The sequence below is a fragment of the Erwinia sp. genome (assembly GCF_049696395.1).
Taxonomy (GTDB): domain Bacteria; phylum Pseudomonadota; class Gammaproteobacteria; order Enterobacterales; family Enterobacteriaceae; genus Erwinia.
The window spans coordinates 1-22,117 of the sequence record NZ_JBAVTT010000105.1; the positions used below are offsets into that span (position 1 = coordinate 1).

Consider the following 22,117-nt stretch of genomic DNA (forward strand, 5'->3'; position numbering starts at 1 on the left):
TGCATCACCTCAGCCATGATGGTTGGCAGCTGCATATTGTTGCCCTGCAGCTTGGTGTACACCACGTTGAATTCAATTGCCATGGAAGAAACGAGAATCGCCAACGGTGTAAAGACGATCAGACAGATAACCAGCAGCGTGACGAATGTCGCCAGACCGTTCCTGTCCCCCATCATCTGCCGGAGTTTTGTTTTCATTGGGTGGAAGATCACCGCCAGGATGGCAGCCCACAATACCGAAGAGTAGTACGGCCCCAGTACATCAAGAAAAGCCACTGTTACTATAAAAAGGATCAGGATGAAAAATCCTTTTGCCAGGCCGTTAAATCTCATGTCAGTCCCTCTAAAGCGCATTTTTGCCCACGAAGCATAGAACGCTATCCCGCTTTTGCAATAAAAGACTTTGAGGTCTGGCTTGAGGTGGATCTAATTGCAAACCTTTATATTAAAAACGAGCCACGGGTTAGCCAGGTGAAAATCAACACCGTCACACAGACCACCAGCAGACTCAGGAAGAGCAGTTTTTGCGCCATCTTTGGCTTCCTCCTTCCGTTGCTTTTCAGCAGGTAAAAGGCTACCTTTATGTTGCTAGGCATAAGGGTTGGCCTCACTCAGATTAACTTCGTGTGGGGCCTTTCTCTTTCTGTCCCTTACGCATGCTCAGGACAAAAAGATCCAGAGCACCCGCCGCGCAGTCTACCTCAATCCTTTTCTCCGTTTATCGCCAGATGACAAGAACTCGCGGCGGATCTGATATTTATGTAACCTCAATGCAAGTCCGATCAGGCCAGTTTGACCGGCCACTGATTCAGCACGATGCCACGCTTCTGCGCGCCTTCCCCGAAGTCCTTCAGTACCGCTTTGACATCCGGGTCGATATATTCAGCGTTGTCGTGATCGACGATCACTACGCTGTTCTCCGGGATCTCCGCCAGCAAACCTTTCAGACGAGGGTTGTGCATAAAAGTCAGGTTCTGTTGGAAGCGCAACACAAAATGGTCGTCATAGCGCGTTAACAGCATCGCTCCGCGATGGCTTTTATAGATGCTGAACAGGATCTGCGTTGCCAGACCTATCCCAATCCCTGCCAACATACCAAACACTAAAATGCCGCCGATGGTCGCCAGGAACGGCACCGATTGCTGGGCACCCTGACGGAACTGCTCCACAAACAGACGCGGTGTAGCCAGTTTATAACCGGTATACAGCAGTACGGCTGCCAGGCTGGCTAACGGGATCGCATTCAGCATCTCGCTGAAATAGAGGCCACAGACCAACAGTAATACGCCGTGGATCAGGATCGATATTTTACTTTGCGCGCCTGCACTCACGTTCACCGAGCTGCGGACAATCACGGCCGTGATCGGCAAGCCGCCCAGGAAGCCACTGATCAGGTTACCAATCCCCTGCGCGCGCATCTCTTTATCTGGCGATGGTGGTGGATTCTGCGGACGAAGCTTTTTCAACGCTTCCTGACTGAGCAGCGTTTCCAGGCTGGCGACGATAGCTAACGTAGCGGCAATCATATACACCGCAGGGTTCTGCCAGACGCTCCAGTCGGGGCGTTCTAATTCGCCAGTCAGCGCCTGCAGGCTGTCGAACGAAGGCAGGGAAATGCGTGGCAGATTGCTGATAATGTCCGGGAACATCCGGCCACCGATCACCGTCGCCATACAACCAAACAGCACCGCTACCAGCGGGCCGGGCATCCAGCTCAGCACCTTGATATTTTTGACGGTTTTCGTCGACCAGAACCACAGAATAAACAGGCCGATGCCGGAAACAACGATCGCAGGGATTGAGACACTGAAGGCGCCACCGGTGATCAGCGAACTGAGTTCACTCTCTTCAGAAGCCCCCAGCGCTACCGGGATCTGCTGCATGATCAGCAAAATACCGATGGCGGCCAGCATGCCTTTGATTACCGTGCCGGGAACCAGGGTGATAAACCGCCCTGCCCGCATCACGCCAAGCATAAACTGCAATACGCCCGCGATGATTAAGGCGAACAGCAACGCTGAGAACGAGCCAAGGGTTTCAATGGCGCCGGTCACGATGGTAACCAGACCGGCTGCCGGGCCGCTGACGGCGAATTTAGACGGGCTGAAGGTGGTGACCACCAGCCCGCCGATCACCCCGGTAAGCAGACCGACAAAAGGTGGAAGGCCGCTGGCCTGCGCAATGCCCAGACAAAGCGGCAAGGCAACCAAAAACACGACCAGACCAGCCGGGATATCCCGACGAAGATGACTTAAGTTCATGGCGATTTTTCCTCTGCACTTTGCTGAATTAACTCTTTCAGATGCCCGGACTCCAGGTCATAGACACAGCCAAACACATCCAGATCCACGCCAGACCGCCAGATATTCAGTACCGGTTCAGCGGCGATCAGGTGAGAAAATTGCGCGAGAACGTTTGCCTCCACCAGATGATTAAGCTTTTCGCGCTCATCCTCAATGCTTTCGGCTTTTGCCAGCCCTGGTGCCATCGCACTTCGCAGTTGAGTTATTCGCCGTGCTAGCGGTGAGTTCTCGTCAGATAAAGGGATGTTCGGCAACGACAGCGCGGCCTGAACACCGCCGCAGCCATAATGGCCGCAGAGGACAATGCGGGAAACTTTCAGGTACTCCAGAGCGTACTGCAGCACGCTCATAAAATTATCGTCACCTTCAACCACCATATTGGCGATATTCCGGTGAACGAACAGCTCACCGGGGTGAGCGCCAGTCAGTACTTCAGCGGGTACGCGGCTGTCGGAACAACCAATCCACAACGAGTGCGGCTGCTGGGAATGCACGTTTTGGCGAAAGTAGTGAGGATTGCGTTGGCGGCGCTGTAAGGCCCAACTGCGGTTTTTCGCTAACAGGGGTTTTAGTGTCGTCAAAATACAGTCTCTCTTTAAGTACTACAGGAATAAACCTGAGCGCCAAATAAATGGAAATAAGTGTTAACAGAGGAACAGCCTCCGTTTAAGTATGTACACAACTGCTGTAATAAGTTCTGCTATTTTAGACTGGCATTAAAATATTAAGATTATTCTTAACCATAAGCAAATAACTGAATGTAATTTTTGTTAAATTAACACGTTAAGCATTGATTTCTAAAAACATGAAGTTAAGCCCAATTTAAGAAACTAAAGTAATCAATAGATCCACAGTAATTTCATGTGGTTACATTAACGCGCATTCAAAATACATTTATTAAGTATAAGCATATCCTATGACGAATAAGTGCATTAAATAGGATGGCAGTCTCTTAAATATACCGCTTTATCATTATATTTTGTGCGTGAATGAATATCCCATCTGGTCAAGATAGGAATATTTTTATTTCACCAGGAACAAATAAGCTGATAACTAATCACGCTCTTTATCAAGAAACGTCAGAAATACACTGAAATATTTGAACATCTTTACACTCCCTATTTTTTGTCCACTGTATTTCTGGGTATCCCTCTTCAAAGACCTTTCTGCCTTATGAACCTGACGCTTGCCAGCCAGTTTCAAAAGCCCGCTAAACCTGCCGGTTTCATATTAAGGCACACCTCACAAAATAAATAAAACTCATGCCTCTATAACCTTTTTACGGCAGACAAAGCCTCTGCCCCTGCTTAAGTTGGTATGGGCACAACAAAACAACAACATTATAACTGGCTGTTTTATAATAAAAAAACAGAGCAGCCTTACCTCAAAAAAAGATAAAAACACCACCCGTCAATCCCAGGTGAGTGGATTTTTTTTTAACCCGGTCACGGATTAATAAAAAAAACAGAGAGCGTACCCTATGAGCAACCACGACATTGTCGACGTAAAGGGATGGATTGATTCCCGCGCCATCTCGGGCAAACAATGGCTGATCCTGGCCCTGTGTTTCCTGATCATCCTGTTCGACGGTTATGACGCCGCCGTAATGGGCTTTATCGCCCCTGCCCTGATTGAAGACTGGGGCATTTCCCATGCCGAAATGGGCCCAATCCTCGGCGCAGCAATGTTCGGCGTGGCGATTGGCGCGCTGGTGGCTGGCCCGTGGTCCGATAAATTTGGCCGCAAAAAGATCCTGCTGATTTCCATTGCCTGCTTTGCCTGCTTCAGCCTGGGCAGCGCCTTTGCCAATTCACCGCTGGAGATGGCGTTTCTGCGTTTCCTTACCGGGCTGGGGCTTGGCGCGGTGATGCCAAACTGCGTAACGCTGGTCTCTGAATATATGCCCGAACGTCGCCGCAGCCTGATGATCACCCTGATGTACAGCGGCTTTAACATCGGTTCAGGAATGGGCGGCTTTATTGCGGCTGGCATGCTGCCGCACTTCGGCTGGAAGTCAGTGCTGCTGTTCGGCGGCGCAATGCCACTGCTGATGTTGCCCGTGCTGATCTGGGTCTTGCCAGAGTCCGCTATGTTTATGGTTGTGCGGAACGTCAGCCGCGAAAAAATTGCCACGGTCCTCAACAAATTAGGCGGTAAGTTCAGCGCGACCACCGCATTTGTGCTTTCAACCCCGATTGTGCCCAAAAAAGCGCAGGTGCTTCAGCTGTTCAGCAAGGGCTATGCCGGCGGGACAATTGTGTTGTGGCTGACCTACTTTATGGGCCTGTTTGTCATTTACCTGCTTAACGGCTGGCTGCCTACCATTATGCGTTCTGGCGGCGTCACCTTAGAGCGTGCGGCCATCGTTGCTGGGTTATTCCAGCTGGGTGGAACCGTTGGCGGCCTGCTGGTCGGTAGCCTGATGGATCGCCTCAAGGCGAAATATGTCATTGCGGCCTTTTATCTGATGGGCTGCTTCTGCCTGCTGTCGCAAGGCATTTGGGGCTTTGGTCCGAACCTGCTGGCGCTGCTGGTGTTTATCAGTGGCATCTGTATTAACGGGGCTCAGACTGGTCTGCAGGCCTTCTCACCCGCTTTTTACCCTACCGAAATGCGCGCCACCGGCGTGTGCTGGATGCACGGAATTGGCCGCAGCGGCGCCATTATCAGCTCTTCGCTGGGTGGCGTGCTGCTGGGCGTGTTCCCGGGGCAAACCAGCATCTTTATTGTGTTAGCGATCCCGGCTCTGCTGGCGGCGCTTTCCATTACTCAACATAAGAATGCGCAGGTAAGCAAGCAGTTGAAGGGCGTGGACCTTAACGACCTGCCGTCCCTCTCGCGCACCCTGAATAACCGATAAGTGAAGGAAGAGAACTATGGCTACTATCATCGGCGGTCTGGCCGTCTCCCACACGCCAACCATTGGCTTTGCAGTCGACCATAACAAGCAAGAAGAAGGCGCCTGGGCACCGATTTTCGAAGGCTTTGCCCCAATGCAACGCTGGCTGGAAGAGAAGAAACCGGACGTGCTGCTGTACGTGTTCAACGATCACGTCACCTCCTTCTTCTTCGATCACTATTCGGCATTCACGCTGGGCATTGATGAGCAGTATGCGGTTGCAGATGAAGGCGGCGGCCCGCGCGATTTGCCTCCGGTTAAGGGTCACGCGGCGTTATCTCAGCACATTGGTGCCAGCCTGATGGCCGATGAGTTCGATATGTCCTTCTTCCAGGACAAGGCGCTGGATCATGGGCTGTTCTCACCGCTTTCCGCGCTGGCGCCTTGTGATAACGGCTGGCCGATGCAGGTTGTGCCGCTGGCGATTGGCGTCCTGCAGTTCCCCATTCCTTCAGCCCGCCGTTGCTACAAGCTGGGCCAGGCGCTGCGCCGTGCAGTGGAAAGCTTCCCGGAAGATCTGAAAGTAGCGGTAGTGGCGACAGGCGGCGTGTCTCACCAGGTGCACGGGGAACGCTGTGGCTTCAACAACCCTGACTGGGATGCGCAGTTCGTGGATATGATTGTGAACGATCCTGAACGCCTGACCGAGATCACCCTGGCAGAATACGCTACGCTGGGCGGTCTGGAAGGATCTGAAGTGATTATGTGGCTGGTGATGCGCGGCGCGCTTTCTGCCAACGTTGAGAAACTGCATCAGGCTTATTACCTGCCGTCGATGACCGGCATCGCTACCCTGATCCTGGAAAACCAGGCCAGGGAAGCCCCTGTTGATGTGCATCAGCGCCAGCGCGATAAGATCAACCTGCAACTCAGCGGTGTGGAAAAGCTGCCAGGCACCTATCCGTTCACTCAGGCCCGTAGCCTGAAGGCGCTAAGGATCAACAAATTCCTGCACAAGATGATCCAGCCAGCCTGGCGCGATCGTTTCCGCAAGGAACCTGAAGCGCTGTATGACGAAGCCAGATTGACGCCGGAAGAACGGACGTTGATCGCTGGGCTGGACTGGCGCGGCATGATCCAGTACGGGGTCAGTTTCTTCCTGCTGGAAAAACTAGGTGCGGTAGTTGGCGTCTCCAACCTGCATATCTATTCGGCCATGCGCGGCGTGTCGCTGGAAGAGTTCCAGAAAACCCGAAATCAGCAGGTGCTCTACTCCGTAGCGGGGAAATCGTCCTGATGCCTTCATTACCGATTATTGACTGCCATCATCATGTGTTCGATCCGGCTAATTTTCCGTATGACCCGAACAGCGGTTACAACCCGGAAGGCCATGAGCTGGCGACACCGGCTTACTATCAGGCGGTGATGGAGGCGTACAACATCCGCCATTCACTGATGGTGGGCCCTACGTCGGCCTACAACCTTGATAACAGCTGCATGCTGGAGACTATCCGCCAGGGAAATGGCCGCTCAAAAGGCATTGCGGTAACCCCGCGTGACGTGGACAGCAACACGCTGGCGGCCCTGAAGGATCAGGGCGTTGTTGGCATTGCTTTTAATGTCGCTATGCTCGGCACCGGACCTTTTTTACAGCTGGATGACCTGATGGCCAGGCTGGCAGAGCTGGAGATGTTTGCACAGATTCAGGTGCAGGATGACCAGCTACTGGCGCTGATGCCGCTGCTGAAGCGGACAAGGACCAAACTGATTTTCGACCATTCCGGCCGTCCGGACGTGAGCGCCGGGCCGGCTCAACCGGCGTTTCAGGCGCTGCTTTCGCTGGCTGGGCAGGATCGTGCCTGGGTTAAATTGTCTGGCATGGCGAAGTTTTCCCGTCAGAGTTACCCTTGGCACGATGCCCAGCCTTATCTGCTGGCGCTGCTCGAGGCTTTTGGCGCAGATGCCTGTTTATGGGGCTCGGACTGGCCGTTTTTGCGTGCTACCGAAAGGATGGATATGGGCACCCAGTTACTGCTGCTGGAAAAAATGATCCCCGACGAAAGCACCCGCCGCAAAATCCTGTGGGACACCCCAAAGCGCCTGTTTGGCTTCCACGACTGAGGAAAAAAGATGAAAACGATCTACGTATTGAACGGCCCAAACCTGAACTTGCTGGGGACAAGGGAACCGGAAACCTATGGTTCAGACAGGCTGGAAACGGTGGAAAAGCTCTGTCGTGATACCGCAGCCGAACTGGATGTGGCGATTGAGTTCCGCCAGACCAACCACGAAGGCGAGATGATCGACTGGATCCAGCAGGCTCGCTTGCATGCTGATGCGTTGGTGATCAATCCCGCCGCCTGGACACATACCTCCGTAGCGATCCGCGATGCGGTAACCGGCGTAGCCCTGCCGCTGTGGGAAGTGCATATCACTAACGTGCACAAGCGTGAAGCCTTCCGCCATCACTCGTTTCTGTCCGATGTTGCCCAGGGTGTGATTTGTGGCTACGGCATTCGTGGCTATCGTTATGCGTTAATGGAAGCGGCGCGGGCGGAATAAGGTATTACGCCCCTTCCCGCACATTAGCCTGAAGTTATTCGCTGCTGTGGCACACGTCCCGCAGAAAGCCGATCAGCGCTTCGGCGGCTGGTGAAGGCAGGCTGCCCGTCCGGTAGCTCAGCCCAATAGCCCTTCTGGTATCCGGCAGGGCTATCGGCAAAACCACCAGCTCTTTGGAGGCCAGTTCAAACTCAAGCTGGTGTGCGGAGACGGCAGCTAACATATCGGAATCGCGCAAAAGGCCACGAACCAGCGCCAGATCGCCGCTCTCAACCACCGGATCCGGCGTGGGGATGCCCATCGCCAGAAAACAGTTATCCAGCAGATTGCGGGCTGGCGTATGCGAACGTGGCAGCACCCAACGCGCCTCGCGCAGCGCCTGGCTGCTGACAGGTGACTGGGCCAGAGGATGATCGCGCCTGGCGACCAATACCATCTCTTCAGCAAACAGCGTTTCGTTGCTGATATCGTTGATTTCCTGAGTATTCCTCAGCGCGCCGAAGATAAAGTCTATTTCGCCGGAGCGCATTTCTGCAGTCAGCATTCCCCAGGCACTTTCGCTGGTGACTACCTTGATCCCCGGATAACGCGCCGTCAGCCGGACGATGGCCTGCGGCAGCAATCTGGTGCGGCCAAGTGGCAAAGCGCCCACACGCACAGTCCCTTCCAGCACGCCTTTTCGGGCGGCAATATCAGCCGGAATATGACGCAACTCGTTAAGGGCACGCCGAATGTTGGGCTCGATTTCCCGGCCAGCCAGTGAAGGGATCATCCCGTGAGGAGTTCGTTCCAGCAGCGCAATGCCTGCCCCGTTTTCCAGCACCTTTAACGCGGCGCTAACCGCTGGCTGGCTGAGCCCAAGTTGCTGAGCAACCGACTGCATATGTCTGGTCTGGCAGAGCTTAACGAAGATTTGCAGGCGACGAACGTTGAACAGCCACAGCGGTTCTGACTCTGCCCGGCCACCTTTGCCCTGAAGCTTACTCAGCAATAAAGGGATCGCGTGCAGCTCCTCTATCGCCCGCTCGGCACGGGGCAGAATGCATTTCCCCAGGTCGGTGAGGCGCATTCCTCCCGCGTGACGCTCAAATAAGGGCACCGCTAAAGTGAGTTCCAGATCACGTATTGCGCGAGTAATCGCCGATTGAGTACGAAATAATTCATCGGCTGCCTTAGAGACACTCCCTTGCACTACAACCTGACTAAATGCCCTGATTTGCATCAGATTTGTCAGTTCCTGCCGGGTAATTTCCTGTGCCATTTCCGCCGCCTCTCAACCTGTGATCTGAGCCAGACTATAAATAAAACGCATACCCACTGCAATCAAATGAATTATCCCCCGGTCAGCCAGAGTGACAGCATAAAAAAAAACGCAAAGGAACCCGAACATGACTGAGTTTACCTCCCCGAAAACCGCTCTGGTGGTCAGCGCTCACTCTGCCGATTTCGTCTGGCGTGCAGGCGGTGCCATCGCGCTGCACCAGCAAAAGGGCTATCAGGTTCACATCGTCTGCCTCTCCTTTGGTGAACGCGGCGAATCCGCCAAGCTGTGGCGCAAAGGCGCATCGATGACCGAAGAGAGGGTCAAAGAGTCCCGCCGCACTGAAGCGCTGGCCGCTGCGGAAATTCTCGGTGCCAGCATCGAATTCTTCGATCTCGGCGACTATCCGCTGCGTCCGGACAAAGAAGCGTTGTTTCGCCTGGCAGATGTGTATCGCCGCGTGCAGCCTCACTTTGTCCTGACTCACTCCTTGCAGGATCCCTATAACTATGACCATCCGATGGCCACCAATCTGGCGCAGGAAGCGCGGATCATCGCCCAGGCCGAAGGCTACCGTCCTGGCGAGAAGATCGTTGCAGCTCCGCCGGTCTACTGCTTTGAACCGCACCAGCCTGAGCAGTGCAACTGGAAGCCTGACGTGCTGCTGGATATCACCAACGTCTGGGACAAAAAGTACGCCGCAATCCAGTGCATGGCCGGGCAGGAACATCTGTGGGAATACTACACCCGTGTGGCCCAGCAACGTGGCGTGCAGGCGAAGCGCAATGTCGGGATCACCGCAGCCCGCGACATCATTTTCGGCGAGGGATATCAGAGCATCTTCCCACGGGTTACGGAGGATCTGGCATGAGTGCAATCGGTAAAAAAGGCGTGGTCGTCCGCACTATTCCGCGTGCAGATAAAAATGACATTGCCTCGCTGGCGACGTCTGGCGTGGCAACGGTGCATGAAGCTCAGGGCCGCAAAGGGTTGCTGGATGCGGCTATTCGTCCGATTCAACAGAACAAATCGGTTGCCGGAAGCGCCGTCACCGTGCTGCTGGCTCCTGGCGATAACTGGATGTTTCACGTAGCGGTTGAGCAGTGTAAGCCAGGCGACATTCTGGTTGCGGTGCCCACTTCTCCGTCCGTTGATGGCTTCTTTGGCGATCTGCTTGCTACCTCACTTCAGGCTCGCGGCGTGATTGGGCTGATTGCCGATCATGGTATTCGTGACTCCCGCACGCTGCGTGAAATGGGCTTTTCCGTCTGGTCACGCGCGGTGTTCGCTCAGGGAACGGTGAAGGAAACGCTGGGGTCGGTGAACGTTCCAGTGGTCTGTGCGGGTCAGTTGATCACCCCAGGCGATGTGATTGTCGCTGATGATGATGGCGTGGTGGTGGTGGCCCGTGCTGAAGCCGCTCAGGTGGCGGAAAGTGCCCGTCAGCGTGAAGCGCTGGAAGAGAGCAAACGCGTGCGGATGGCCGCCGGAGAGTTGGGCCTGGATATCTACCAGATGCGCCCGCGTCTGGCGGAGAAAGGCCTGCGCTACGTAGACACCCTCGACGATCTGGAGAAGTAATATGCGCCAGCGCCGCTTGCCCTGCCTGCTGATGCGCGGGGGAACCTCCAAAGCCGCCTGCTTCCTGGCCAGCGATCTGCCGCAGCAACAGGATCTCCGCGATCGCGTGTTGCTGGCGGTAATGGGATCGCCGGACAGCCGTCAGATCGACGGGCTGGGCGGCGCAGATCCGCTGACCAGCAAGGTGGCGATCGTCTGTCGCTCTGCCCGGCCAGAGGCGGATGTGGATTACCTGTTTGCTCAGGTGAACGTGGATAAGGCCAGCGTGGATTACGGCCAGAACTGCGGCAATGTACTGGCCGCCGTAGGCCCGTTTGCCCTTGAACGTGGACTGGTTAAGGCAGGCGATCCCCAAACTCTGGTGCGGATCTTTATGGAAAACACCGGCCAGATCGCTGTCGCGCAGATCGCCACGCCAGACGGCGAAGTCTGTTATGACGGCGAGCTGAAGATCGATGGCGTGCCGGGAACGGCGGCGGAAGTGCTGCTTAATTTCAGTGATATCGCCGGATCAAGCTGCGGCTCTCTGCTGCCTACCGGCCAGGCGCGCAACTGCTTCGACGGCATTGAAGTCACCTGCATCGATAATGGCATGCCGGTGGTGTTGTTGCGGGCGGCAGATTTGGGTCGCACAGGCTACGAGAGCCGTGAACAGCTGGATAACGACCGCGAGCTGAAGCAGCGCCTTGAGTCTGTTCGTCTGCAGGCTGGCCCGTTGATGAACCTTGGCGATGTCAGCCAGCGAACCGTGCCGAAGATGACGCTGCTTTCTGAGCCACGACAAGGCGGCGCAATCAACAGCCGCACATTCATTCCGCATCGCTGCCACGCCTCAATCGGCGTGCTGGGTGCGGTGAGCGTGGCCAGCGCCTGCCTGATTGCGGGCAGCGTCGCGGACGGCCTCGCCAGAATTGGCACCGAGCGCGACCAGCGTCTGAGCGTCGAACATCCAAACGGCGAGTTCAGCGTGCTGCTGCAGCGCGATGAGCAGCAACAGCTTACCGGCGCAGGACTGCTGCGCACGGCCAGGCTGATTTTTGCAGGTGAAGTGCTGATCCCGGCGTCTGTCTGGCCCCTCACTTCGCAACAGGAGCAGCCACAATGACAAAAATTACGTTTATTGGTTTTGGCGAAGCGGGCGGGATCCTGGCGCGTGAACTGGCTAAACAGGCTGATGTCACGGTCTGGGACCGCAAGCTGGATCAGCCGCAGTTCAGCGCAGCAATGCAGCAAAAAGCTGACGAATCTGGCGTGCATGTTGCGCGTTCGTTAGGTGATGCCGTGCAGGGTGCCGAGCTGATTTTCTCCACGGTTACCGCTTCTGAATCGCTGAAGGTGGCGCTGGCTGCCGCGGCCGACCTCAAAGCCGGACAAACCTTTCTCGATCTGAATTCCGTAGCCCCGGCGACCAAACTGGCTGCCGCAGAGGGAGTAGAAGCCAGCGGCGCTGACTATATCGATGTAGCGGTGATGGCTCCAGTTCCACCGGCAGGGCTGAAAACACCGTTGCTGATGGGTGGAGAAACCGCTGAAACCCTGAATGCAAAACTGCGTTCGCTGGGGCTGAACAGCCAGTATCGCAGCCGCCAGGTCGGTGAAGCCTCCGCCATTAAAATGTGCCGCAGCGTGATGATCAAAGGACTGGAAGCGTTAACCACCGAATGCCTGAGCGCCGCCCGCCAGTATGGCGTTGAGCAGGCCGTGCTGGATTCGCTCCATGCCAGTTTTCCTTCGCTGGGCTGGAACGCCGCCTTGCCTGATTACCTGATTAGCCGGGTGGCTGAGCATGGCCAGCGCCGGGCTGAAGAGATGCGTGAAGTGGTGCAAACCCTGCAGGACGTTAACGTTATTCCGGCGATGAGCCAGGGCATTGTCAGGACACAACAAGGGCTGGTCGATGCCCTTTCACAACGGGGACTTCGCTATCAACAGCTTACTCCCTTTGTCTGGCAGCAGACGCTGGACAAGATTTACCCTAAGGAGTGATATGAAACGTTTGATTTTATCGGTCAGCCTGTTGCTGGCCTCAGTGGGATCCTGCGCCGCCGCAGGCCTCAACGCCGCTCAGGCCGATCACGTGCTGGGTCACGTCAGAGACAGCATTCGGGCTGCTAAAAGCACCGGTTGCGTGGCGGTAGTCGATGCCAGCGGAGTGCTGATTGCCTTCCAGCGTTTTGATAAAGCGCCGCCAGGCTGCGTAGAGGCCTCCATCGGCAAAGCCAGAACCTCAGCGCTTTATCACGCGCCTTCGCTGAAGTTTATGCAGCGCCTGCAACAAGGCGAAACGACGGTGCTGGCGATCCCTCAAGCCGTTCCCCTTGGCGGCGGCTTCCCCCTTACCCTTCACGGTGAAGTTGTGGGCGCGGTTGGCGTCAGTACACCTGAACAGGAACTGGATAATCAGGCTTCGGAATCAGCCGCTAACGCGCTGAACTGAGCCCTACCCGCAAAGGATGTCACCTCATGTCTCTTACACGTCGCCGGCTTCTAGCCGGCACGACGGGCCTGCTGGTTGCTGGCGCGCTGGGTCAGTGGCTGCCCGCTTTCGCCCGTGCGCCATCAGCTTCAGCCATTACGGTTCCGGCAAGCTTTGTTTCGCTGTCGCAAAAGCTCACCGGCAGGGAGCAGCCTGATGCGCTGTTGGCTCAACGCCTTTACAGCTGGCTTCACCAGCAAGTTGCGGGCCTGGACGAGCAACTGGACAGCCTGACTAACCTGCTTAACAGCCAGCCTGCTGCGCAAGGCGAGAGCTGGCTGGTGACTCTCGCTAAACAGCCCGCGGCAGTGCAGGAACTTTATCAGACGTTGATTTCCGGCTGGTATCTGGGCGTGGTCAATAGCCAAAAACCGGAATGTGTGGCGTTTGAGAATATCGTCAGTTATCGCGTGGTTCAGACTTCGTTACTTCCTCCGAGCTATGCGCCGGGTGAAGCCAATTTCTGGACACAACCGCCAGGCAAGGAGAGCAATGCACATGGCTGAGAATGTCAGCGCAGATGTGGTGGTGATTGGCGCCGGGATTGCCGGTTCACTGGCGGCCCTGAAAATGGTCAAGGCTGGCGTCTCGGTGCTGATGCTGGAATCCGGCCCTGAAATCAAACGGGATCAGGCCGTTGAATATTTCCGCAATTCGCCGTTTAAAGGCGATTTCACTGAACCTTATCCGCCAGAACCCTGGGCGCCACAGCCCAAATTTATCCCTGAGGATAATAACTATCTGATCCAGAAAGGACCGGATCCTTACCGCGCCCAATACCTGCGTGGCACAGGCGGCACAACCTGGCACTGGGCTGGACAGGCTTTTCGCCTGCTGCCAAATGATTTCCGCCTCAATACGCTGTACGGCGTGGGGCGAGACTGGCCGATGAGCTATGAAGATCTGGAACCCTATTATTGCGATGCGGAAGCCCAAATGGGTGTCTCTGGTGATGACGATCTGGACTCGCCGCGTTCGCGTCCCTATCCGCTGCCCGGCATTCCGCTTCCCTACGGTTTTGAGCGGCTGAAAGCGCGTCTGGCTCCGGTGGGTTACGACGTTGGCATTGGTCCGCAGGCGCGCAACAGCCTGCCTTATGATGGTCGCCCTGCCTGCTGCGGCAACAACAACTGTATGCCGGTCTGTCCGATTGATGCGCAGTATCACGGCGGAATTTCGGCCCGTAAGGCGCTGGATGCCGGGGTGAAAATTATCGCCAACGCTGTGGTTTACAGGATTGAAGCGGATGACAAAGGCATTATCCAGGCAGTGCATTATCTCGACTGCAACAAAGTCAGCCATCGGATCAGCGGCAAGCAGTTTGTCCTGACCGCCAACGGCATTGAAAGCCCGAAGTTGCTGCTGCTCTCCACCAGCGATCGCTATCCCAACGGCATCGCCAACAGCTCCGGCATGGTTGGTCGCAACCTGATGGATCATCCGGGATCTTCCGTAGAGTTTTATGCCGATGAGCCGGTGTGGTTTGGCCGTGGGCCAATGCGCCCAGGCAGTATCAATAACCTGCGAGATGGCGAGTTCCGCAAAGACCGTTCGGCGCTGCGTATCGACCTTTCAAACACTTCTCCGGTGCGCTATCTGACCGAGCGCCTGGTGAAACAGGGCTATTACGGCAAGGCGTTGAACGACAAGCTGAGCTGGCAGGCGGAACGCTTTGTGCAGCTGAAATGCCTGCTGGAGATGCTGCCAGAACCGGAAAACCGCGTGGTGCTGAGCAAAACCGAAAAAGATGCCTGGGGGATCCCAAGGCTGGAAGTCTATTACAGCTTCCCGGACTACGTTCACCGTGGTTATGAACAGTCGATGCAGGATTTTAAAAAGATGGTGGCAGAGATGGGCGGCACGGAAGCCGTGTACAGCAAGCGCGGCGTTTACGATAACAATCAGCATATTACCGGCACGATGATCATGGGCAGCGATCCGAAAGATTCCGTGGTGGATGCCGACTGCCGCACCCACGATCACCCTAATCTGTATATCGCAGGCACCGGAATTATGCCTTCCGCATCAACGGTAAACTCCACGCTGACCGGTACGGCGCTGGCGCTGCGCATGGCGGATACGGTGCTGAGAAGCCTGGGAGCAAAAGCATGAGAAATATGACGCTACTGGCGCTGTCTCTCACCACGGCTGTTCTCAGCCCCGCTCAGGCCGATCAAAGCCAAATTGAGCGAGGCAAATACCTCGCCACGGCAGCTGACTGCTCAGCCTGCCACACGGCGACCAACGGCAAACCCTTTGGCGGCGGCTTTGCGGTCAGCACGCCCTTCGGGCAGATCTACGGCACCAATATTTCGTCAGATCCTGAATACGGCATTGGCCGCTGGAGTGAAGACGAATTTGTTGCCGCCGTTCGTGAAGGCGTAGGAAAAGGCGGCGAACAGCTTTACCCCGCAATGCCGTATGACGCCTTCAGCAAAATGCGCCGCGAGGATGTGCTGGCGATCCGTGCTTATCTGCTCTCTTTGCCTGCCGTGCATGTTGCCTCGCCGGAAACGCAGCTCTCCTTCCCTTACAATCAGCGTTGGGGGCTGCGCTTCTGGAAATGGCTGAACCTGGAGAAAGGCGAGCTTCAGCCCGATCCCGACCAAAGCCAGCAATGGAATAATGGCCGTTATCTGGTGGAAGCGCTGGCGCACTGCGGCACCTGCCACACGCCGCGCACTATCACCAAAGGCATGGATAACGACAGCCCACTTTCCGGCGGCGATCTTGGCGGCTGGATGGCGTGGAACATCACGCCGGATAAAAACGCCGGTATCGGCAACTGGAGCGATCAACAGCTTACGACCTATCTGAAAACGGGCTTTGTGGCAGGACGAGCCAGCGCATCAGGACCGATGGCTGAAGCTATTGAACACAGCCTGCAGCATCTGCCGGACAGTGACTTACAGGATATCGCGTTGTATCTGCGCAGCGTAAAACCGGCTGGCGACGATAAACAGACCCAACCCCGCAGCGACTGGGGGCAGGAAACCACCACGGTTAGCCAGCTGAGAGGACGCTCTGAAGCCTGGCGCAGTGACCCTGCCGGAGCGGAAGTCTTTGCCGGAAACTGTGCCAGCTGCCACGGCGCCAATGGCGGCGGATCGGGTAAGGGCTTTGGGGCTTATCCTTCGCTGATGAAGCACACCACCACCGGCGCGTGGGACAGCCGCAATCTGGTCTCGGTAGTGCTGAACGGCGTACACAGAAAGATGAGCCAGGGCGAGGTCTTTATGCCGCCGTTTGCGCCTGAACTAAGCGATAAGCAGGTTGCCGATGTCAGCAACTTTGTCAGCCGCGAGTTCGGTAATCCTTCTGCCGCGTCGGTGACAGAAAAGCAGGTTGCTGAGCGGCGCAAAGAGGCCCAACTCGCCTCTCCGCCGGTTTACAGCCAGGGCGATAAGCCCTGATACCCAGCCTTCAGGAAGGCTCTTCCTGAAGGCTTTTTTCTTTAATGGATAATGGCATTGAGGATCAACACGCCTGCCAGGCCGAGGAACGAGATCAGGGTTTCCATCACCGTCCAGGTTTTCAGCGTTTCGACAACGGTCAGATTGAAGTAGCCCTTAAAAAGCCAGAAGCCTGGATCGTTAACGTGTGAGGCGATCACGCTACCCGATCCCACCGCCAGCACCATCAACGCAGGATCGGTATGCGTGATAGCGATAATCGGCGTCACGATCCCGGCGGTGGTGATCGCCGCAACGGTTGCCGATCCCAGCGCCACTCGCAGCATCGCGGCTACGGTCCAGCACATCAGCAACGGCGAAAGTGACGAGCCTTTCATCAGATCGGCGATATAATTGCCCACGCCGCTGTCGACCAGCACCTGCTTAAACGCGCCGCCGCCAGCGATGATAAACACAATCATAGCGATGGCCGCAATCGAGCTGCCACACATCTCCATCACTTCTTCCATCTTGCGGCCATTACGCAGGCCAAGCGTCAGCACCGCCACCACCACTGAGATAAACAGCGCTACAGCCGGATTACCGATAAATTCAAAGAACTGACGAACCGGATTCTCTTTCGGCATCGTCAGCTCACACACGGCGGCGACCGCCATCAGGATCACCGGGATCACGGCGGCGAAGATGCTGATCCAGAAGCCCGGCATTTCGTGTTCTTCGAAGATCTTCGGATTGAACAAGCCTTCCGGGGGTTCGCGCTCAAAGCTTTTCAGGAAGCGGGAAAAGATCGGCCCGGCGACAATCACCGTGGGAATAGTGATGATCAGACCGTAAAGCAGCGTGGTGCCAATGTTCGCCCCAAAGATGGTGGCGATCGCCGTTGGGCCAGGATGCGGTGGCAGGAAGCAGTGAGTGACCGAAAGTGCCGCCACCATCGGCACGCCAACATACAGCAGCGGCATCTGCGCAGCCGCCACAATGGTAAAGACCAGCGGCAATAACAGCACGAAGCCCACTTCATAGAACATCGCCAGACCGACAATCAGCCCGGTGACCACCAGCGCCCATTGCAGATGCTTTTTGCCGAAGGCGGCAATCAGCGTGGTGGCTACGCGCTGCGCTGCGCCGGTGTCTGACACCAGCCTGCCGAGCATGGCACCAAATCCGAGGATCATCGCCAGGCTGCCAAGCGTGCCGCCAATCCCTTTTTGAATCGAGGCAACAACCGCCAGCGGCGTCATTCCTTCCGCCACGCCGACCACGGCAGAGACAAACACTAATGCAATAAAGCCATTCACTTTGAAGACGATCATCAGCACCAGAAGCAGGATCACGCCAAACGCTATGATGGTTACAGGCATGGGATTTCCTTGAAGAAAAGAGCCAGAAGATGCATTAGGTGTAGTTGCTTCTGCGGCTCTACGCCGCTGAAAAAGCGCAATACCTGGCGGCACATCACACTCCGGTTAACAACACTTTAACAATGGGCTGTTGATCGCTACAGTAGCACTCATCCGACCACTCACTTTCAGGGTCTTATGAACACTTCCTTGTTCTCTCCGCTTGATTTGGGCTTTACCCAGCTGAAAAACCGCGTGCTGATGGGCTCGATGCATACCGGGCTGGAAGAGCATCCGGACGGGCCGCGCCGTCTGGCGGCCTTTTATGCCGAGCGTGCTGCTGCGGGCGTGGCGCTGATTGTTACCGGCGGCATCGCGCCTTCTGCTGAAGGTGTGGTTATGGCTGGCGCTTCCGTGCTGAATCATCGGGATCAGCTTGAGCACCATCGTCCGGTCACTGAAGCCGTGCATCAGGCTGGTGGCAAAATTGCGCTGCAAATCCTCCACGCCGGGCGTTACAGCTATCAGCCCTCACTTGTTGCCCCTTCACCGCTTCAGGCCCCGATTAACCCGTTCAAGCCGCATGAACTGAACGGCGACGATATTCTGGCGTTGATCCGGGATTTTGCCCGCTGCGCCGCACTGGCGCAGGAGGCCGGGTATGACGGCGTTGAGATCATGGGGTCAGAAGGCTATCTGATTAACCAGTTTCTGGCAGCACGTACCAACCAGCGGCAGGATGACTGGGGAGGCGATGAAACCCGCCGCATGCGCTTTGCCATTGAGATTGTGAAAGCGGTACGGGAAGCCGTAGGCCGGGAATTTATCATCATCTTCCGGCTGTCGATGCTGGATTTGGTCGAACAGGGCAACACGTTGCCGCAGACCGTTCAGCTGGCAAAAGCCATTGAGCGTGCCGGAGCCAGCCTGATCAATACCGGCATCGGCTGGCATGAGGCGCGCATTCCCACGATCGCCACGTCCGTTCCTCGCGGCGCTTTTGGCTGGGTGACAAAAGAACTTCGCCAGCACCTGACTATCCCGCTGATTACCACTAACCGGATTAATCACCCTGACGTGGCTCAATCTCTGCTTGATGACGGCTGCGCGGATATGATTTCGATGGCACGGCCCTTCCTGGCCGATGCGCAGTGGGTCAGCAAAGCCCAGTCCGGGCACAGTGACGAAATCAATACCTGCATCGGCTGTAATCAGGCCTGTCTGGACCAGATTTTCGCCGGGAAGATCACCTCCTGTCTGGTCAATCCGCGTGCCTGCCATGAAACCGAGATGCCGGTTATTCCGACTCAGACAGTGAAACGACTGGCGGTGATTGGCGCTGGACCGGCAGGCCTGGCGTTTGCGGTGAATGCTGCCGCTCGCGGCCATAAAGTCACCTTGTTTGATCGCTCGCCACAGGTTGGCGGCCAGTTCAATCTCGCCAGGCAAATCCCGGGCAAAGAAGAGTTCAGCGAAACGCTGCGTTATTACCGCCGACAACTGGCGCTGACTGGTGTGACGCTGAAGCTGAATCAAGACGCAACAGCGGCTCAACTGACAGAGTTCGACGAGATCGTGCTCGCCACTGGCGTAACACCCCGTCTGCCGACTATTCCCGGTCTGGATCACCCTTCCGTGCTCAGCTATCTGGATGTGCTGCGGGACAAAAAACCGGTCGGCCCGCGTGTGGCGCTGATTGGTGCAGGCGGGATTGGGTTTGATACCGCGGAATACCTCAGCCAGCACGGGCCGTCCACCAGCCTGGACATTGCCGCGTTTTGCCAGGAATGGGGAATCGACCAGACATTGCAGCAGCCAGGCGGATTGATTCCGCCAGTATTCCCGCAGCCTGAGCGGCAGATTTGGTTATTGCAGCGTAAGCCAGGCAAACCCGGTGCCGGACTGGGCAAAACGACCGGCTGGATCCATCGGGCCAGTTTGCAGATGCGGGCGGTGAAAATGTGGGGCGGCGTGCAGTATCTGAAGATTGACGACAGCGGTCTGCATATTCTGCGTGACGGCGAGCCGCAGCTGCTGGAAGTCGATAACGTGGTGATTTGCGCGGGACAGGAACCCAACCGTGAGCTGGCAGAGTCGCTGAAAGCTCTGCACAAGCCAGTGCATATTATTGGCGGTGCGGAGGTGGCGATGGAACTGGATGCCCGCCGGGCAATTGCTCAGGGAACCCGGCTGGCATTGTCGATCTGAATCGCCTATTTACCGTTCCATGCCTTCAGGTTGGCGTCGCGAGTTTGCAGCTTCTGCTCCGGCGTCAGCTTGTTATAGCCTTCACCCAGACCGGTTTCCCAGTCGCCATACAGCGGGTTCGGCAAAATGATGAACTGCGTGCCGAACAGCCGATTGTTCTGGTTCACAAAGGCACGGCGCTGGGCGTTGCCCTGATGATAAGTCGCTGCGCCGTAGTCATTGAGGTTATCGCCGATATACAGCACCACATCGTAGCCTTCCGCCTTGATGGCATCAAAACGCGCCTGCTTGTTCGAACTGTCGGTCTTCAGGCGCAGCGTTTTATCGCTTACGCCAGTGAAGCCCAGCTGCTTGAGGTTTTCCGCCGTGGCTGCCGCATCCTGGTTATCCCGGTTGGACACATAGAACATCGTGCCGCCGTGGCTGTTGACGTAGTTGGCAAAGCTCACCGCGCCCGGCACGGCTGTCGCCTGTCTGGCCTGCGTCCAGCTTGACCAGCTTTTATCAGCAAACGGCTGGTTAGCTTTTACCTGCCAGGCACTGTAGGCGCTGTTATCAATCATTGTTTCATCCAGATCGACAATTACCGCCTTTGGCTTGCCGGTCAGCGACGGGGCTTTATCAAACGCCAGCGTGGCAAAATTAAACGCCTGATAGGCCAGCGCCTGATATTCACCAGACTGCTGGAACCAGTTAAGTGCCATCACCGACTGCTGATTCAGCTGGTTAGCGGCATCCTGTTTTTGCGGTGCACAGCCAGCCAGCGCCAGAGCGACCAGAACAGCGGCACTTAACGTAGTGGTTCTTTTCATTTTCAAGGTGGGTGATCTCCTGCCAGAATAAGGGATAGAAAGGCTATCGAATTAACGCCTTAAAAATGTAGCATCTCCCTCGTAATGTGAAGAGATTGTTCGCCTGCTGACAACGTAAAGGACTGGATCATGCCGCAACCCTATCGCTCGCCCCTGCTCTCTTCGCTGGAGTGGCTCGATCACGCTTTTCTGCCAGCCGGAGAGCGTCCACCGGAGGAGAGTATCTATAACCATCAGCGCCACAGCCCGAATGTGGTGCTGGACAGTGAGGCGCTGCCGGTGAAAAGCCAGCAAGCGGATGGCTTAATTGGCACCGGCACGCGGCCAGTTACGGTCTATACCGCCGACTGTCTTCCTGTCCTGATTGCGGATACCCGGCAGAAGCAGGTTGCCGCCGTCCACGCTGGCCTGAACGGCGCGCTGGGCGGCGTGCTGATCAATACGCTGCGACTGATGTGCGAACGTGGCGCAACGCCGGACAGCCTGATGATCGCTATTGGACCAGCGATCGGCCCCTGCTGCTATGAACTGGGTGAAGAGCGTATCGAGCGCATCCGTCAGGAAAACCCCAACGATCTCGCCGGGCTGGTCGCCTGCTCAGCGCAACAGCCGGGTAATCCGCAGGCGGTTCGTGCACAGGCAAAAGGCACGACGGAAGGCGTCTGGTTTGATTTGCCGTTGCTGGCAAAAAGGATGGCTATGCGTGAAGGCGTGCCGGAAGCGCAGATTGAGCTGAGCGAGATTTGTACTTACTGCATGGCTGAAGAGCAGGCCAGCTACCGCCGTAACAGCCATTTCGATCACGGCTATCAGCAACGTTTCTCGTGGATCCGCAAGCTGGATTAAGGCCATAAAAAAAGGCGGCCCCTTTGCAAGGACCGCCTTTATTGTCAGGCATCAAGCCTGTAAAAGCCGTTAGCGCATCTTCACCGAACGCAGGATCACAAACTTCTGGTTTGAAGCAACGGTGGTGCAGTTACCAAACAGCTTCTTCATTTTGCGGTAGTAATCCAGATGACGGTTACCGACTACGCGCAGCTCACCCCCTTCCTGCAGGCAGCGATAAGAGTCGCGCATCATCTGCCAGGCAATGTAATCGGTCAGCGTGTTTTGCTGGTGGAACGGCGGGTTACACAGCACCGCATGGAAGGTGTTCGACGGATAGCCAGCCAGTGAATGGTTCACTGAGAAGTGGCAACGGTCCCTGTCATCCGGGCGGTTCACTTCCACGTTCATCTCGCTGGAAGCCACAGCCATCCAGGATTCATCGATAAAGTGCACTTCAGCAGCCGGGTTCTGATCCAGCGCGGTCAGGCCGATAAC

General features: G+C 56.2%; 21 protein-coding genes and 1 pseudogene. 14 read left to right on the forward strand and 8 right to left on the reverse strand.

Annotation, left to right across the window (positions count from 1 at the left end; all coding sequences use genetic code 11):
- The 4 genes and pseudogenes from WCC56_RS12975 to WCC56_RS12990 form a co-directional block, all read right to left on the reverse strand.
- Nucleotides 1-332, reverse strand: a pseudogene (locus WCC56_RS12975) (AI-2E family transporter); the annotation flags it as partial.
- A 107-nt stretch (nt 333-439) separates the two neighbouring features.
- A complete protein-coding gene (locus WCC56_RS12980; RefSeq protein ID WP_424692771.1) occupies nt 440-532 on the reverse strand; it encodes a Hok/Gef family protein in 93 nt (30 codons plus the stop codon).
- A 249-nt stretch (nt 533-781) separates the two neighbouring features.
- Nucleotides 782-2,260, reverse strand: coding sequence for a SulP family inorganic anion transporter (locus WCC56_RS12985; RefSeq protein WP_424692772.1), 1,479 nt, complete (start codon nt 2,258-2,260; stop codon nt 782-784).
- The gene (locus WCC56_RS12990) at nt 2,257-2,883 is read right to left on the reverse strand and encodes a carbonic anhydrase (protein ID WP_424692773.1); all 627 of its coding nucleotides are present in this window, start codon (nt 2,881-2,883) and stop codon (nt 2,257-2,259) included. Before WCC56_RS12990 ends, WCC56_RS12985 begins: the two co-directional genes overlap by 4 nt.
- An 899-nt stretch (nt 2,884-3,782) precedes the next feature.
- Here WCC56_RS12990 and WCC56_RS12995 point away from each other — a divergent pair.
- The 4 genes from WCC56_RS12995 to aroQ are packed head-to-tail and all read left to right on the forward strand — an operon-like array spanning nt 3,783 to nt 7,703.
- Nucleotides 3,783-5,162: an MFS transporter gene (locus WCC56_RS12995; RefSeq protein ID WP_424692774.1), complete on the forward strand. Its 1,380-nt coding sequence runs from the start codon at nt 3,783-3,785 to the stop codon at nt 5,160-5,162.
- 16 nt (nt 5,163-5,178) lie between these two features.
- Complete coding sequence (locus WCC56_RS13000; protein ID WP_424692775.1) at nt 5,179-6,438, forward strand: gallate dioxygenase; 1,260 nt, start codon at nt 5,179-5,181, stop codon at nt 6,436-6,438.
- Nucleotides 6,438-7,262 carry an amidohydrolase family protein gene (locus WCC56_RS13005; RefSeq protein ID WP_424692776.1) on the forward strand — a complete coding sequence of 275 codons (825 nt, stop codon included), beginning with the start codon at nt 6,438-6,440 and terminating at the stop codon, nt 7,260-7,262. Before WCC56_RS13000 ends, WCC56_RS13005 begins: the two co-directional genes overlap by 1 nt.
- Before the next feature lie 9 nt (nt 7,263-7,271).
- Nucleotides 7,272-7,703, forward strand: a complete 432-nt coding sequence (aroQ, locus tag WCC56_RS13010) for a type II 3-dehydroquinate dehydratase (RefSeq protein WP_424692777.1) — start codon at nt 7,272-7,274, stop codon at nt 7,701-7,703.
- Between the two features lie 34 nt (nt 7,704-7,737).
- On the opposite strand, the gene WCC56_RS13015 is transcribed toward aroQ, so the two are convergent.
- Entirely contained in the window at nt 7,738-8,964 is a 1,227-nt protein-coding gene (locus tag WCC56_RS13015) for a LysR family transcriptional regulator (RefSeq protein ID WP_424692778.1), read from the reverse strand.
- Nucleotides 8,965-9,091: 127 nt separating this feature from the next.
- Here WCC56_RS13015 and galB point away from each other — a divergent pair, with 127 nt between their 5' ends.
- From galB to WCC56_RS13055, 8 genes are read left to right on the forward strand one after another with little or no spacing between them, the layout of a single operon-like run.
- Nucleotides 9,092-9,835, forward strand: a complete 744-nt coding sequence (gene galB / locus WCC56_RS13020; protein ID WP_424692779.1) for a 4-oxalmesaconate hydratase — start codon at nt 9,092-9,094, stop codon at nt 9,833-9,835.
- Nucleotides 9,832-10,545, forward strand: coding sequence for a 4-carboxy-4-hydroxy-2-oxoadipate aldolase/oxaloacetate decarboxylase (locus tag WCC56_RS13025; RefSeq protein ID WP_424692780.1), 714 nt, complete (start codon nt 9,832-9,834; stop codon nt 10,543-10,545). Before galB ends, WCC56_RS13025 begins: the two co-directional genes overlap by 4 nt.
- A gap of 1 nt (nt 10,546) precedes the next feature.
- Nucleotides 10,547-11,650 (forward strand): 4-oxalomesaconate tautomerase, encoded by a 1,104-nt coding sequence (locus WCC56_RS13030; protein WP_424692781.1) that lies wholly within the window; start codon nt 10,547-10,549, stop codon nt 11,648-11,650.
- Entirely contained in the window at nt 11,647-12,531 is an 885-nt protein-coding gene (locus tag WCC56_RS13035) for a DUF1932 domain-containing protein (protein WP_424692782.1), read from the forward strand. The genes WCC56_RS13030 and WCC56_RS13035 overlap by 4 nt, the downstream gene beginning before the upstream one ends.
- 1 nt (nt 12,532) lies before the next feature.
- The gene (locus WCC56_RS13040; protein ID WP_424692783.1) at nt 12,533-12,982 is read left to right on the forward strand and encodes a GlcG/HbpS family heme-binding protein; all 450 of its coding nucleotides are present in this window, start codon (nt 12,533-12,535) and stop codon (nt 12,980-12,982) included.
- Between the two features lie 26 nt (nt 12,983-13,008).
- Nucleotides 13,009-13,527 carry a sugar dehydrogenase complex small subunit gene (locus WCC56_RS13045; protein ID WP_424692784.1) on the forward strand — a complete coding sequence of 173 codons (519 nt, stop codon included), beginning with the start codon at nt 13,009-13,011 and terminating at the stop codon, nt 13,525-13,527.
- A complete protein-coding gene (locus tag WCC56_RS13050) occupies nt 13,520-15,133 on the forward strand; it encodes a GMC family oxidoreductase (RefSeq protein WP_424692785.1) in 1,614 nt (537 codons plus the stop codon). Before WCC56_RS13045 ends, WCC56_RS13050 begins: the two co-directional genes overlap by 8 nt.
- Entirely contained in the window at nt 15,130-16,434 is a 1,305-nt protein-coding gene (locus WCC56_RS13055; protein ID WP_424692786.1) for a cytochrome c, read from the forward strand. Before WCC56_RS13050 ends, WCC56_RS13055 begins: the two co-directional genes overlap by 4 nt.
- A gap of 41 nt (nt 16,435-16,475) precedes the next feature.
- Here WCC56_RS13055 and WCC56_RS13060 read toward each other — a convergent pair whose 3' ends face one another.
- A complete protein-coding gene (locus WCC56_RS13060; protein ID WP_424692787.1) occupies nt 16,476-17,795 on the reverse strand; it encodes a gluconate:H+ symporter in 1,320 nt (439 codons plus the stop codon).
- A 177-nt stretch (nt 17,796-17,972) separates the two neighbouring features.
- Between WCC56_RS13060 and WCC56_RS13065 the strand changes: the two genes are divergently transcribed.
- Nucleotides 17,973-19,982: an FAD-dependent oxidoreductase gene (locus WCC56_RS13065; protein ID WP_424692788.1), complete on the forward strand. Its 2,010-nt coding sequence runs from the start codon at nt 17,973-17,975 to the stop codon at nt 19,980-19,982.
- A gap of 5 nt (nt 19,983-19,987) precedes the next feature.
- Here the strand turns inward: WCC56_RS13065 and WCC56_RS13070 are convergent, their stop codons facing one another.
- Nucleotides 19,988-20,794: a 5'-nucleotidase, lipoprotein e(P4) family gene (locus WCC56_RS13070; RefSeq protein ID WP_424692791.1), complete on the reverse strand. Its 807-nt coding sequence runs from the start codon at nt 20,792-20,794 to the stop codon at nt 19,988-19,990.
- Between the two features lie 129 nt (nt 20,795-20,923).
- Between WCC56_RS13070 and WCC56_RS13075 the strand changes: the two genes are divergently transcribed.
- Nucleotides 20,924-21,640: a polyphenol oxidase family protein gene (locus WCC56_RS13075; protein ID WP_424692789.1), complete on the forward strand. Its 717-nt coding sequence runs from the start codon at nt 20,924-20,926 to the stop codon at nt 21,638-21,640.
- 69 nt (nt 21,641-21,709) lie between these two features.
- On the opposite strand, the gene WCC56_RS13080 is transcribed toward WCC56_RS13075, so the two are convergent.
- A partial coding sequence (locus WCC56_RS13080) for a methyltransferase (protein ID WP_424692790.1) occupies nt 21,710-22,117 on the reverse strand: 408 nt, incomplete at its 5' end.

Bases quoted from the DNA above. Each gene is read 5' to 3' on its own strand.
- WCC56_RS12980 (WP_424692771.1), bottom strand. From the start codon at position 532: ATGGCGCAAAAACTGCTCTTCCTGAGTCTGCTGGTGGTCTGTGTGACG.
- WCC56_RS12985 (WP_424692772.1), bottom strand. From the start codon at position 2,260: ATGAACTTAAGTCATCTTCGTCGGGATATCCCGGCTGGTCTGGTCGTG.
- WCC56_RS12995 (WP_424692774.1), top strand. From the start codon at position 3,783: ATGAGCAACCACGACATTGTCGACGTAAAGGGATGGATTGATTCCCGC.
- WCC56_RS13000 (WP_424692775.1), top strand. From the start codon at position 5,179: ATGGCTACTATCATCGGCGGTCTGGCCGTCTCCCACACGCCAACCATT.
- WCC56_RS13005 (WP_424692776.1), top strand. From the start codon at position 6,438: ATGCCTTCATTACCGATTATTGACTGCCATCATCATGTGTTCGATCCG.
- aroQ (WP_424692777.1), top strand. From the start codon at position 7,272: ATGAAAACGATCTACGTATTGAACGGCCCAAACCTGAACTTGCTGGGG.
- WCC56_RS13015 (WP_424692778.1), bottom strand. From the start codon at position 8,964: ATGGCACAGGAAATTACCCGGCAGGAACTGACAAATCTGATGCAAATC.
- galB (WP_424692779.1), top strand. From the start codon at position 9,092: ATGACTGAGTTTACCTCCCCGAAAACCGCTCTGGTGGTCAGCGCTCAC.
- WCC56_RS13025 (WP_424692780.1), top strand. From the start codon at position 9,832: ATGAGTGCAATCGGTAAAAAAGGCGTGGTCGTCCGCACTATTCCGCGT.
- WCC56_RS13030 (WP_424692781.1), top strand. From the start codon at position 10,547: ATGCGCCAGCGCCGCTTGCCCTGCCTGCTGATGCGCGGGGGAACCTCC.
- WCC56_RS13035 (WP_424692782.1), top strand. From the start codon at position 11,647: ATGACAAAAATTACGTTTATTGGTTTTGGCGAAGCGGGCGGGATCCTG.
- WCC56_RS13040 (WP_424692783.1), top strand. From the start codon at position 12,533: ATGAAACGTTTGATTTTATCGGTCAGCCTGTTGCTGGCCTCAGTGGGA.
- WCC56_RS13045 (WP_424692784.1), top strand. From the start codon at position 13,009: ATGTCTCTTACACGTCGCCGGCTTCTAGCCGGCACGACGGGCCTGCTG.
- WCC56_RS13050 (WP_424692785.1), top strand. From the start codon at position 13,520: ATGGCTGAGAATGTCAGCGCAGATGTGGTGGTGATTGGCGCCGGGATT.
- WCC56_RS13055 (WP_424692786.1), top strand. From the start codon at position 15,130: ATGAGAAATATGACGCTACTGGCGCTGTCTCTCACCACGGCTGTTCTC.
- WCC56_RS13060 (WP_424692787.1), bottom strand. From the start codon at position 17,795: ATGCCTGTAACCATCATAGCGTTTGGCGTGATCCTGCTTCTGGTGCTG.
- WCC56_RS13065 (WP_424692788.1), top strand. From the start codon at position 17,973: ATGAACACTTCCTTGTTCTCTCCGCTTGATTTGGGCTTTACCCAGCTG.
- WCC56_RS13070 (WP_424692791.1), bottom strand. From the start codon at position 20,794: ATGAAAAGAACCACTACGTTAAGTGCCGCTGTTCTGGTCGCTCTGGCG.
- WCC56_RS13075 (WP_424692789.1), top strand. From the start codon at position 20,924: ATGCCGCAACCCTATCGCTCGCCCCTGCTCTCTTCGCTGGAGTGGCTC.